Origin of the sequence: Micromonospora parastrephiae (assembly GCF_016802865.1) — a bacterium.
Taxonomy (GTDB): domain Bacteria; phylum Actinomycetota; class Actinomycetes; order Mycobacteriales; family Micromonosporaceae; genus Micromonospora; species Micromonospora parastrephiae.
The window spans coordinates 1-11458 of record NZ_JAEVHM010000181.1 but is presented as its reverse complement, the minus strand read 5'-3'; the positions used below and the strand labels follow the sequence as shown (position 1 = coordinate 11458).

11 protein-coding genes are annotated in these 11458 nt (G+C 70.6%); 6 read left to right on the top strand and 5 right to left on the bottom strand.

The genetic code is table 11. The features are described 5' to 3' along the window. On the bottom strand, window positions 1-3207 hold a 3207-nt coding region (locus JNW91_RS25580; RefSeq protein WP_203177928.1), incomplete at its 3' end, for an adenylate/guanylate cyclase domain-containing protein. A gap of 161 nt (window positions 3208-3368) precedes the next feature. On the opposite strand from JNW91_RS25580, the gene JNW91_RS25575 reads away from it, so the two are divergent. Further along, complete coding sequence (locus JNW91_RS25575; RefSeq protein WP_139584492.1) at window positions 3369-3566, top strand: hypothetical protein; 198 nt, start codon at window positions 3369-3371, stop codon at window positions 3564-3566. 75 nt (window positions 3567-3641) lie between these two features. Here the strand turns inward: JNW91_RS25575 and JNW91_RS25570 are convergent, their stop codons facing one another. Next, window positions 3642-4334, bottom strand: coding sequence for a Crp/Fnr family transcriptional regulator (locus JNW91_RS25570; protein ID WP_007463121.1), 693 nt, complete (start codon window positions 4332-4334; stop codon window positions 3642-3644). A 262-nt stretch (window positions 4335-4596) separates the two neighbouring features. Between JNW91_RS25570 and JNW91_RS25565 the strand changes: the two genes are divergently transcribed. The 4 genes from JNW91_RS25565 to proC all read left to right on the top strand — a co-directional run bounded on the left by JNW91_RS25565 (window position 4597) and on the right by proC (window position 7753). After that, the gene (locus tag JNW91_RS25565; RefSeq protein ID WP_203177930.1) at window positions 4597-5094 is read left to right on the top strand and encodes a polyadenylate-specific 3'-exoribonuclease AS; all 498 of its coding nucleotides are present in this window, start codon (window positions 4597-4599) and stop codon (window positions 5092-5094) included. Window positions 5095-5171: 77 nt separating this feature from the next. Then, window positions 5172-5675, top strand: a complete 504-nt coding sequence (locus tag JNW91_RS25560) for a pyridoxamine 5'-phosphate oxidase family protein (RefSeq protein WP_203177927.1) — start codon at window positions 5172-5174, stop codon at window positions 5673-5675. A gap of 160 nt (window positions 5676-5835) precedes the next feature. Next, a complete protein-coding gene (locus JNW91_RS25555) occupies window positions 5836-6864 on the top strand; it encodes a 6-phosphofructokinase (RefSeq protein WP_203177929.1) in 1029 nt (342 codons plus the stop codon). A gap of 70 nt (window positions 6865-6934) precedes the next feature. Beyond that, a complete protein-coding gene (gene proC, locus JNW91_RS25550) occupies window positions 6935-7753 on the top strand; it encodes a pyrroline-5-carboxylate reductase (RefSeq protein WP_203177926.1) in 819 nt (272 codons plus the stop codon). 108 nt (window positions 7754-7861) lie between these two features. On the opposite strand, the gene JNW91_RS25545 is transcribed toward proC, so the two are convergent. Together JNW91_RS25545 and JNW91_RS25540 are read right to left on the bottom strand one after the other, a co-directional pair. Further along, on the bottom strand, window positions 7862-8788 hold the full coding sequence (locus JNW91_RS25545; protein ID WP_203177925.1) for an HAD family hydrolase: 927 nt from the start codon (window positions 8786-8788) through the stop codon (window positions 7862-7864). Further along, window positions 8781-10472 (bottom strand): metallophosphoesterase family protein, encoded by a 1692-nt coding sequence (locus JNW91_RS25540; protein ID WP_203177924.1) that lies wholly within the window; start codon window positions 10470-10472, stop codon window positions 8781-8783. Before JNW91_RS25540 ends, JNW91_RS25545 begins: the two co-directional genes overlap by 8 nt. Before the next feature lie 197 nt (window positions 10473-10669). On the opposite strand from JNW91_RS25540, the gene JNW91_RS25535 reads away from it, so the two are divergent. Further along, window positions 10670-11020, top strand: a complete 351-nt coding sequence (locus JNW91_RS25535) for a DUF2203 domain-containing protein (protein WP_309244483.1) — start codon at window positions 10670-10672, stop codon at window positions 11018-11020. Window positions 11021-11029: 9 nt separating this feature from the next. Here JNW91_RS25535 and JNW91_RS25530 read toward each other — a convergent pair. Beyond that, a partial coding sequence (locus JNW91_RS25530; RefSeq protein ID WP_203177922.1) for a class F sortase occupies window positions 11030-11458 on the bottom strand: 429 nt, incomplete at its 5' end.

Here is an 11458-nt window from a genome sequence, read left to right as displayed (position 1 = left end):
CCGGCCCAGCATCGCCCGGACCCGCACCGCCGCGTCCCGGCCGGCGAGGGCTGCGGCGTACGCGGCTGCCGCGATCCACTCCCCGCTGGCGAGGGCCGGCACCGCCGACCAGGACCGGTCCAGCTCGTCGATCAGCTCCGCCGCCTCGTCGGCGCGACCCTGCAACGCCCGGCACAGCGCGGCCATGCCCAACATCGTCCAGTGCAGCCGGTGGAACCCGCTGCGCCGCGCGGTGTCCAGGGCGTCATCCAGGTCGGCCGGATCGTCGTCGTCGCGCAGCACCAGCAGGCAGCAGCGCAGCCCCCGCACCTGCATGTCCCAACTCCCGGTCGGCGTGTCCACGAACGCCTCCGCCGCGGTGAGCAGCCGGCCGAAGTCGCCCTCGAACCAGGCGCGCATCGCCTCGGCCGAGTAGCTGGTGGTCAACGTCTGACCGCTGGCGGTACGCGCCGGCGCGGCCGAGAGCAGGGCGTCGGAGCGCAACCAGTCGCCCTCCTCCCGGATCGCCCAGGCAAGGTTCTGCGTGGCGCGGGGCAGCGCCAGCAGCTGACCGGCACGGCTGAACTCGACGATCGCGTGCAGCTCGTCCAGACCGACCCGGTCCCCGGACTGGTAGCGGGCGGTCGCGGCGGTGATCCGGGCGTTGGTGCGCGTCTCGGTCAGGCCCAGCCGTTCGGCGATCTCCGCGGCGATCTCCGCCGCCGCCACGGCCGGGTCGCGCTCGTAGTTGAGCATGTGCAGCCGGCCCAGCTCGGCGTACGCGTCCGCCTTCTGCGGGGTGTCCGGCAGCGACTCGAACAGCTGCACGGCCCGGTCCAGGCAGGCCAGGGCGTCACCGCGGTCGGCGCGCAGCCAGGCGGCCTGGCCGAGCAGCGTCCACGCCCGCGCCGCGCAGGCGTTGTCGCCGTGCGCCAACATCCGGTCGGCGAGCGCGTGCACCTGCTCCGGGCCGCCACCGGAAAGGAACGCGTTGCCGTCGCGGTAGAACGAGATCTCGGTGCTCAGCAGCTCCAGTTGGAGCCGGCCGACCGGGTCGCTGTCGTCGGCCAGGCCGAGCGCCCGACCCGCGTGGGCGGCCGCCGCGTCCAGCCCGTGCAGCGCGTACGCCCGGCGGGCCGCGCGGTGCAGCGCCTGCCGGGCCGGCGCGGCGTACCGGCGGATCTCCATGCCGAGGGAGCGGGCGATCTCGTGGGCCGCCCAGCGATGGTGGGCGAGCACCTCGGCCAGGTCGGTGTCGCGGCTGTGCGACAACGCGTCGAGCCAGTCCGCCGCCCGTTCGTGGCGGGCCACCCGCTCGGTGCGCGGCAGCCGCTGGTAGCACACGTCGCGCACCAGCACGTGCCGGAACCGGAACTCCGCCTGCCCGGCCATCGTCGACGCCGCCTGCTCGTGCACGAAGTCACGCTGCTCCAGCCGGCGCAGCGCGCGCTCGACCGACTCGACCTGCTGACCCAGCGCGGCGGCCACCGCGCCGGGCCAGAACTGCACGCCAACCACCGACGCGGCCAGCAGCACCGCCCGGTCCTTCGCGTCGAGCAGGTCCACCCGGTTGGCGATCACCGCGTGCACGCTCTCCGGCATGGTCAGTTCGAGGTGCTTGTCCAGTGACCAGCCCCGCCCGGACTGGCGCAGCGCGCCCTGCTCGATCAACATCCGGACGTACTCGTGGGCGTAGAGCGGGTTGCCGCCGGCCACCTCGATCAGCGGGCTCAACATGTCGGCGGAGAACGCCGCCTGACCGAACATGTGCGCGTACAGCGCGGCGATCCCGGTGTCCCGCAGCGGCGGCAGGGTGATCGTCACCGAGCCGGTGATGGTGCCGGCCCAGCTCGGGTCCCGGTCGACCAGCTCGGGGCGGGCGGTGCACAGCAGCAGCAGCGGCACCTCGCGGGCCGCCGCCCCGAGCAGCTCCACGAAGCGCAGCATCGCGTCGTCGGCCCAGTGCAGGTCCTCGAAGACCAGCACGGTGGGACGGCGGGCGGCCAGCGCCAGCAGGAACCGCCGCCACGCCGACTCCGCCTCCTCGGCCGGCAGCGGCGTGCCGGGCAACCCGACCAGCGGGCGCAGCGCGTCCACCACCCGGTCCCGTTCACCCGGGCCGATCAGCTCGCCGACGGCGGCGGCCAGCCGCTGCGCCGCGCTGGCCGCCGGGTCGGTGTCCAGGATGCCGGCCTCGGACTTGACGATGTCGGCGAGCGCGGCGAACGTGACGTTCTCCCCGAACGGCGGGCAGCGCCCGGTGCGCCAGGTCAACGGCTCGTCGACCAGCCGACCGGTGTGCCGGTACAACTCGCGCAGCAGGCGGCTCTTGCCGATGCCGGCCCGACCGAAGATGGTCACCACCTGCGGCAGCCGGTCCCGCAGAGACCGGTGCAGGGCGTTGACCAGCATGCCCAGCTCGTGTTCCCGGTCGACCAACGGCGTCGTGTCCGGTTCCCGGTCGGTGGGCTGGCGCCGCAGCGGGGACAGGGCGAGCCACACCTCGGTCGGCGAGGAGCGGCCGCGCAGGGTGACCGGTGGCTGCTCCTCGTAGCGGATCGCGTCCTTGGTCAGCGCGTGCGTGGTGCCGCACACCAGCACCCCGCCCGGCGGCGCGACGGACTGCATCCGGGAGGCGGTGTTCACCACGTCCCCCGCCACGATCGCCTGCCCGCCGTCGCGGGCCGCGGCCACGTCGACCAACGCCTCGCCGGTGGCCACCCCCACCCGGAACCGCAGCTCGGTGCTCCCGGTCGGCGCGAACCGGGTGAGCACCCGTTGCAGCTCCAGCCCGGCCCGTACGCAGCGCAGCGCGTCCGTCTCGGTGGCGACGGGAGCGCCGAAGAGCGCCATCACCGCGTCGCCGATGTACTTCTCCACCACCCCGCCGTACTGGCCGACCACCCGCCGGGCGGCGGAGAAGAACCCGGTCTGCATGCCGCGGACCTGCTCCGGGTCGGCCCGCTCGACGTACGGGGTGAAGTCGATCAGGTCGACGAAGAGGACGCTCACCCGGCGGCGGTCCTCCTGCGGGGTGACCGCGGCGGGCCGGTCCGCGCCCGGCCGGGGCGACCCGCACGAGGTGCAGAACGTGACGTCGGAGGCGAGCGGGCGCAGGCAGTGCGGGCAGACCGCACCCAGTTCGGCGCCGCAGCCACCGCAGAAGCGGTCGCCGTCGGCGGCCGTACGTCCACAGCGCTCACACTGCGCGGCGATGACATCCTCCACTGGCGAAACCGGTCGACGCCCACCGGCGCCGCCTGAAAGGAGTATCGCTGTCGGCGAACCTGTCAGGTACCGGCCTGTTGGCTTGTGGACAGTCCATCAGGGCGGAAGCGGACTACATTCAGTCAGCCACATGCGATCAGCGACCAGAGGGGGACAGGTCAATGGTGTACGTCAAGCTGGAAAGCGACTGGACCGACGGCAACGGTGTCAGCCACTCCGCGGGCGAGTCGGTGGACGTCGACGCCGCCACGCTCGCCACGCTCCAGGCCGAGGGCATCGTCAGCGAGCAGTCCCACGGCCCGGGCGGTGACGGCAAGGGCCCGGACAAGTGGGCCGGCCCGGGCAGCTCCGGGGTGTGAACCAGCGCCGGTGACGCGTCGACGCGGCCGGGTCGCCGACGGGCGGCCCGGCCGCGTCATGCCTGTGCCGGTGGGTCAGCGGTCGTTCATACCGGCGCGTCGGCGCAACGCGGCCACGTCGGTCACCACGATCCGGCGCCCCTCGGTGCGCAGCCAACCGCGACTGGCGAACGACCCGATCGCCTGGTTGACGCTCTGCCGGGAGCCGCCGGCCATCTCGGCCAGCTGGCTCTGGTTGAGCTCGATCGTGATCATCGGCGCCTGGCTCTCGCCGGCCAACCGGACCAGCGTCTTGGCCACCCGGCCGGGCAGGTCGAGGAAGACGTGGTCGGCGTTCTGCTCGGTGAGCCGGCGGATCAGCCCGCCCAGTGAGCGCATCACCGCGTCCAGGATGCGGGGGTTGGAGTGCACCAGCTCCATGAACGCCCCACGGGAGAGCGCGAGCGCCGCGCAGTCCTCGATGGCCTCGGCCGAGGCGGACCGGGTGGACGCGTCGAGCAGGGAGACCTCGCCGAGCACGTCCGGCGGACGGATGACCGACAGCACGGCCCGTTCCCCGGTGGGCGCGGTACGGAAGACGGCGACCGCGCCTCGGCGCAGCACGATCAGCGACTCGCCCGGGTCGTTCTCGACGAAGAGCAGTTGACCCTTGCGGTAGGTGCGCGGAACGGCGGCGGCGATGACGCGCTGCCGCACCTCAGGCTCCAGCCCGGCGAACATCTCGACACCCGTGAGCGCGTCACCCGGCTCCGGCAGGCGCATCTCCACGGCCCAACCCCTCCCCGGTCATGGACCACACACTCGCTCACCGGGTGAACCTGATGGCCCTGACAAGGTGAACTGACACCGGTTCGGCGTCCGGTAGCGGTACACATCAGATCATGACGGTCCGGTCGCTTGCTGTACACCCCTCGAAGCACTTCCGTGACCGTCGCGAGCTGCGGCGTACCCCCCTCGTCGCCGACCTCCGACGAGCGGTCGGGCGGCCCCGCCGCCCACCGCCGGAAGGCGGTGGGCGAGGATGGCCGGAATGGTCTACCGCTACTTCTACGACTGCGAGTTCATCGAGGACGGCCGGCTCGTCGACCTCGTGTCGATCGGTGTCGTCGACGAGTACGGCCGCGAGTTCTACGCGGTCTCCACCGAGTTCGACGATTCCCGCGCCGTGCCCTGGGTGCGGCGCAACGTGCTGGACAAGCTGCCCTCGCCGGCCGACCGGGCCTGGCGCTCGCGGGAGCGCATCCGCGACGACCTGTACGACTTCCTCATGGCGCCGATCCGGGACCGGCCGGGGGAGCAGTTGGAGTTGTGGGCCTGGTACGCCGCGTACGACCACGTGGTGCTGGCCCAGCTCTGGGGTGCGATGCCGGCGCTGCCCCGGGAGATTCCCCGGTTCACCAAGGAGCTGCGGCAGCTCTGGGACGACCGTGGCCGACCGACCCTGCCGGACGCGGACGCGGCCCGGCATGACGCCCTGGTCGACGCCCGGCACAACCTGGCCCGCTGGCGGGCGATGACGACCCGCTGACAGTGGTCGTACCTTTGGAGGTTTGACCGGTTCTGTCCCGGGCACCGTTTCGGCGAGCCGAGCCGAGGGAGAGTGCCATGAGCAACGAGCCGACCACTGCCGCCGAGGCCCGCGGCCGGGTCACCGAGCTGGCCCGCGAAGCGCGGATCTGCATGCTCACCACGATCGCCCTGGACGGGCGGCAGGTGAGCCGGCCGATGGGCCTCCAGGAGGCCGAGTTCGACGGCGACCTGTGGTTCTTCGCCTCCGCGGACTCGGCCAAGGTTCGTCAGATCCGGGTGAACCCGGAGGTCAACGTCGCCTTCTCCGACCAGCGGCACCACGCCTGGGTGTCGATCTCCGGCACGGCCACCGAGGGGTTCGACCCGTCCCGCGCCGAGCGGTTGTGGAACCCGCTGCTCACCGCGTGGTTCCCGGACGGGCTGGACACCCCGGGGCTGACCCTGATCAAGGTGCACGCCAGCTCCGCCGAGTACTGGGACTCGCCGAACAGCACGGTGGTCAACCTGCTGGGCTACGCGAAGGCCGCGGTCACCGGCCGGCCACCGAAGGTCGGCGAGAACCACGAGGTGGCCTACTGACCGCGCCGGTGACCGGGGCGCGCTGTCGTCGCACCGGCAGGCCGACTACAGTGCGCAGTGACGGCCCGCCCCGGGCCGGCAACGGCGCCGATGGTCTGATCTGACACATATCCTGGGGCTTATCGGGCTTTACCTGATGCTCCAGGAGGATGAGCGGATCATGCGTATCGGCGTGCTCACCGGCGGCGGCGACTGCCCGGGTCTCAATGCGGTCATCCGGGCGGTGGTCCGCAAGGGCGTCGCCACTTACGGTCACGAGTTCGTGGGCTTCCGGGACGGTTGGAAGGGCCCGCTGGAGGGTCTGTCCCGTCCCCTGGACATCGCCGACGTCCGCGGCATCCTGCCCCGCGGCGGCACCATCCTCGGCTCGTCCCGGACCAACCCGTTCAAGATCGAGAACGGCGTCGAGCGGATCAAGGACAACCTCGCCTCGCAGGGCGTGGACGCGCTGATCGCGATCGGCGGCGAGGACACCCTCGGCGTCGCCACCAAGCTCTACGAGCTGGGCGTGCACGTGGTCGGCGTGCCGAAGACGATCGACAACGACCTGGGCGCCACCGACTACACCTTCGGCTTCGACACCGCGGTCAACATCGCGATGGAGGCCATCGACCGCCTGCACACCACGGCGGAGAGCCACCACCGCACCCTGGTCGTCGAGGTGATGGGCCGGCACGCCGGCTGGATCGCCCTGCACGCCGGCCTGGCCGGCGGCGCCAACGTGATCCTGCTGCCCGAGCGGCAGTTCGACGTCGACCAGGTGGCCGGCTACGTCGAGAAGCGCTTCCAGCACCAGTACGCCCCGATCGTGGTGGTCGCCGAGGGCGCGCAGCCGCTGGACGGCCAGATGGTGCTCGCCAACCAGGAGCTGGACTCGTTCGGCCACGTCCGCCTCGGCGGCATCGGCCAGTGGCTGGCCGAGCAGCTGGAGGCCAAGACCGGCAAGGAGGCCCGCACGGTGGTGCTGGGTCACATCCAGCGCGGTGGCACCCCGACCGCCTTCGACCGGGTGCTCGCCACCCGCCTGGGCCTGCAGGCCATCGACGCGGTCAACGACGGCGACTGGGGCAAGATGGTCGCGATGCAGAGCACCGACATCGTCCGGGTGCCGCTCGCGGAGGCCACCCGCGAGCTGAAGACCGTGCCGCTGGAGCGGTACGCCGAGGCCGAGGTCTTCTTCGGCAGCTGATCGACGGTCGACGCGCGGCGGGCCTGCGGGCCCGCCGCGCCGCGACCCGACGCGAGGGGGTACGGCCCAGATGTCAGCCGAAGTGCACACGGTCGCGGTGATCGGCGCGGGCAAGATCGGTGAGTTGATGCTCTCCGGGCTGCTGCGCTCGGGATGGCCGGTGGACCGGCTGCTGGCCACCGCCCGCCGACCGGCGCGCGCCGAGGAACTGGCCGCCCGCTACGGCGTACGGGTGGTCGACAATCTCACCGCCGTGGACGAGGCGGCGGTGCTCGCGGTGTCGGTGAAACCGCAGGACGCCGCCGCGCTGCTCGACGAGATCGGCCCCAAGGTGCCGGCCGACAAGCTCGTCATCTCGCTCTGCGCCGGGCTGCCCACCAGCTTCTTCAACCGGCGGCTGCCCGAGGGCACCCCGGTGGTCCGGGTCATGACCAACACCCCGGCGCTGGTCGACGAGGCGATGACCGCGATCTCCGCGGGCGCGTACGCCACCGGAGCGCACCTGGCGCTGGCCGAAGAGATGTTCAAGCCCCTCGGGCAGACGCTCCGGGTGCCCGAGTCGCAGCAGGACGCGGTCACGGCGCTCTCCGGTTCCGGCCCGGCCTACTTCTACCTGCTGGTTGAAGCCATGATCGACGCGGGCATCCTGCTCGGCCTGCCCCGGCAGGTGGCGCACGAGCTGATCGTGCAGACCGCCATCGGCTCCGCGGTGATGCTGCGCGACTCCGGCGAGCACCCGGTCAAGCTGCGCGAGGCGGTCACCTCGCCGGCCGGCACCACCATCTCCGCGATCCGTGAGCTGGAGAAGCACGGCGTCCGGGCGGCGCTGCTCGCCGCGCTGGAGGCTGCCCGGGACCGCGCCCGCGAGCTGGCCGCCCAGGCCGACTGACGCGGTGCTATTGGATGACCAACTGCTCCTTGAGCACGACGACAACATGGGCGGTGTGAGCCGGAGGAGCGGGTGGCCGGCCTCACGGTCGGCCCTCCGCGGCTTCGCTCACTCTGTCGGACCAGTTGCCAGGCAGTCGGACGCCATCTGAGATTGCCTTGACTGGGGATCTGGGGCGAACGCGTAGTGGTCCAGTAACTCGTAGAAGGCGTCAAGCGTGACGTCTGGCGCAAACCGTGTCGAGTCGTCGCCTGTGCTCTCCGCCGCACTGACGGCCGTAGCCTCCCAATGGGACAGCGCCACCAAGTCGCGCCAAAGCTCGGGGTCGTGGTGTGTGCCGTAGCGCGCCCACGCTGCGAGCATTCCCGCTCGCTTGGCCATCACCACGTCCTTGCTCAGGTTGTCACCCACATACAGGCAGCGGGCGGGCGGAACGTTGAGCTGCTCAGCGATTCGCCGGGCAATGTCCGGGTTGGGTTTGCGTGCTGTCGGCGGGAGAACGCAAACCTCGATCGCGGCTGGAGTCGACCGCCGATCGACGCCCAGCGGGTGCGGCGGCCCGACAAACCGGGGCGCGTAGACCGCTTCCAGCATCGATTCCAATCCGAGAGCCCGTGCTCGGCTGCTGATGTTCACGTCCTTGGCCTCGGTGTGGCCCACTATGCGACAACCCGTGGCCTTGACGGCTCGGAGAGTACTTTCTACGCCCTGGTAGAGGCGAAGATGGTTTCGCCTGACTTCGTTGAAGGCGGCGAAGGCCGGCAGCAGATGCTCGTGTCGTGCCCGTTGGCTCATCGCAGGCATTTGTCGCTCGACGGCTGCGGTCTCAAGCAACGCGAAGGGGTGCTCGGTGTTGCCGTGAGTGCGGTGCACGAACCGGAGGTCGCCCCGCAACTCGTCCTCGGACACGGCCAAAAGCTTGGCAGCCACCGTCACCATCGCTCGGACCGCAGGCACGAAGTACGCCACCCAGTCGTACAACGTGTTGTCCATGTCGAGGACGAGTGCGTTCACGATCGGGCGTTTGTCAGTCATGAGGAACGACCTGCCAGGGAGCGATCTCCAGTCGGCCGTCTGCCCCGGTGGTCAACGGCGCCCGCCAGGTCATGAAGCGCTCGAACGCGCCTTGCTGTTGACTCCGATACATTTCCAACTCCACAACGGAACCCACGACCCTGATCAGATTGAAAAAGTTACGCCGCCCGTCTGACGAGCTCGAGCCGCTGCTCCCGCCGCCAACAATGTTGAAGCGTCCCAACTCCCAGCGCTCGTTGCTGTACTCCGGGAGGTGGTACGCCTCGGCGCGCCAGACGAACGCACGATGCTTGTGGCCGTGTACCACGAGGTGTACACCATCACGCGCACCCATGCGCTGGATCCTGGGCGCATCGATCGCGATCCCGAAACCGGTGGCGTACTCGTCAGGTGATTCGAGGTCTTCGGTCAGCGCGAGATGATGGTGCAGCGCGAGCACTCGTAGGGCTGATCCCGGGCTCGACCAGGTGAGTGCGCTCGCCACCTCGCGATATGCGGGCTCCTGCACCCGGCCCATGCCGGCCAGGAAAGACTGCCCCTGCTCTAGGGAGCTGGAGTTGACTGCGGCGATATCGAGGAGGTTGCCACCGGGAAAGACAAAACGGCGAGCCATGGAGAGGTGGGTTGAGGCCGGGTATCCAAAGAGTGCGTGGAAGAACTTTCGATAGCCGGCAGTCGCCTCTGCCGGTGCCACCTCGACCGGTGCCCCGTATTCATAAGACTCACCGCGCGTCCACGCTATGTCATGATTGCCGGGAATGACTACGAGATGCTCCATACCCAGCCCGAGCAGTCCGTTCGTCAGCTTGAAGAGACCCGCCCGTGCCGCGTCGAATTCCTCGGGAGCGGCGACATAGGTGAGATCGCCAGTGACGAGCACCGCGCCGATGGACCGCTGGTGATGAGCCAACGCGTTCGAGATTGCGTCGACCATGGTGGGGCGTGTCGCTCCGTCTTCGGTCTCCAAACGCCACTGATGTTCCTGCCGGAACCGTCCGGTCGCGTAGTGCGGATCGGTGAGGTGCAGTAGCCACGGCCCCGGGCAGGCGATTGGTTCTGCGGAAAGCGCGCCGTCCTGGCGCTGCGACGCGGTCAGAAACCGTTCGCTGGAATCAGCTGGCTGGGCCGGCCGGATTTCCCAGATGGTTGTGTCCATCGCACGTAGCTCGTCGGCGTCCAGGATCCGTTTGCCCACCAACCGTTCGAGCTGGCTCTTCGGGTGATGCGGTAACGGCGGCGCAGAGGCGAAGGAGAACCGCCCGAAGAATTCGATTGGCTCCTCGGCAAGGGCCGCCAACCGCAACCATCCCCGACTGTGCCGACTCGATCGGTAGTAAGGGGGAACGCCGTCCTGCTCCCCGCTGGGCGGACTGAGAAAAGTGAAGTTGCCGAACTCGTCGGCCTGGGGCACGATCACCCGCTCGACGACCGCCGGATGCACGGCGCCCGTTCCGGAGTGAAACAGTCCAATCAGTACCCGTTGCTCGGTGAGCGTCTCCCGTTCAAGTGCCTGCCATATCTCCAGCCGACCGGGTTCGTTGGGCCGCTTCCACCATCCCCACCAGCACCAGCCCCGCTCCTGCAGGACGGCGCGATGTTCGGGCAGCGTGTCGGCGACCAGATCCCGGTAGCGGAAGAGGAACCGAAGAGCCGGGGAGCTGGTGAGGAACAAACCATCGCTCATGCCAGTGAGCCTCCATGACGCCAACTAAATTCCCCCGAGAAACTAGGGCTGCTCCACGAGCAGCACTCTGTATACCCGAGGGCAACGACACCGGATATCCCCTGCCCTGCCCATCCCGAGCTACAGCTTGATCCCGGGACGCCATGGTGTGCCTCGCGGGGCCGTACCTGCCCCGGCGAGTGCCGCATACTGGCGCGGTGTTCACACTCGCCCAGGCCCGGCACCTGGTGGCCACCCTGCAACCGCGCGTCGACGAGCTGGTCCGGGTCCGGGCCGACCTGGCCGAGCTGCGCGCCGACCTGGCCGACCACGGCATCAGCGCCCTCGGCGGCCTGGCCGAGGTGAAGGGGCTGGAGGCCCGCCTGCACGCCGTCGTCGACGAGCTGCACCAGCACGACATCCAGGTCAAGGGCATCGCGCCGGTGCTGCTCGACTTTCCCGGTGAGCGGGCCGGCCGTTCCGTGCTCTGGTGCTGGCTGGAGGGAGACTCCGACGTGCGGTGGTACCACCGGGCCGAGTGCGGCTTCGCCGGCCGCCGCCCGATCTGACCGGGTCGATCACCCCTCGGCCACCGCGAACACCACCACGTTGTCGGTGTAGTGCCCGCGTCGCCGGTCGAAGTCACCCCCGCACGTGACCAGGCGCAACTCCGCGCCGGGCGTCGGCCCGTAGACCGCCGCCGTGGGGAAGCGGTCCTTGCGGGTACGCACCGACCCGGTCACCCGGAACGACAGCCGCTGCCCGCCGCGCCACACCTCCACCCGGTCACCGGGGCGCAGCTCACCGAGGCGGGCGAACACCGCCGGGCCGCGCCGCGAGTCCAGATGCCCGGCGAGCACCGCCGGGCCGGTGTCGCCGGGGGCCGGGCCACCGCCGTACCAGCCGGCCGTGCCGAAGTCGCCCGGCGGGACCAGCGCGCCCGCGCCGTCCAGGCCCAGCACGGCGAGCGTGGAGTCGACGCCGATGCGCGGCACGCGTACCCGGGT

What these genes read in the sequence shown, in the direction of transcription:
- JNW91_RS25575 (WP_139584492.1), top strand. Translation starts at nt 3,369, where the DNA reads ATGGTGTACGTCAAGCTGGAAAGCGACTGGACCGACGGCAACGGTGTC.
- JNW91_RS25565 (WP_203177930.1), top strand. Translation starts at nt 4,597, where the DNA reads ATGGTCTACCGCTACTTCTACGACTGCGAGTTCATCGAGGACGGCCGG.
- JNW91_RS25560 (WP_203177927.1), top strand. Translation starts at nt 5,172, where the DNA reads ATGAGCAACGAGCCGACCACTGCCGCCGAGGCCCGCGGCCGGGTCACC.
- JNW91_RS25555 (WP_203177929.1), top strand. Translation starts at nt 5,836, where the DNA reads ATGCGTATCGGCGTGCTCACCGGCGGCGGCGACTGCCCGGGTCTCAAT.
- proC (WP_203177926.1), top strand. Translation starts at nt 6,935, where the DNA reads ATGTCAGCCGAAGTGCACACGGTCGCGGTGATCGGCGCGGGCAAGATC.
- JNW91_RS25545 (WP_203177925.1), bottom strand. Translation starts at nt 8,788, where the DNA reads ATGACTGACAAACGCCCGATCGTGAACGCACTCGTCCTCGACATGGAC.
- JNW91_RS25540 (WP_203177924.1), bottom strand. Translation starts at nt 10,472, where the DNA reads ATGAGCGATGGTTTGTTCCTCACCAGCTCCCCGGCTCTTCGGTTCCTC.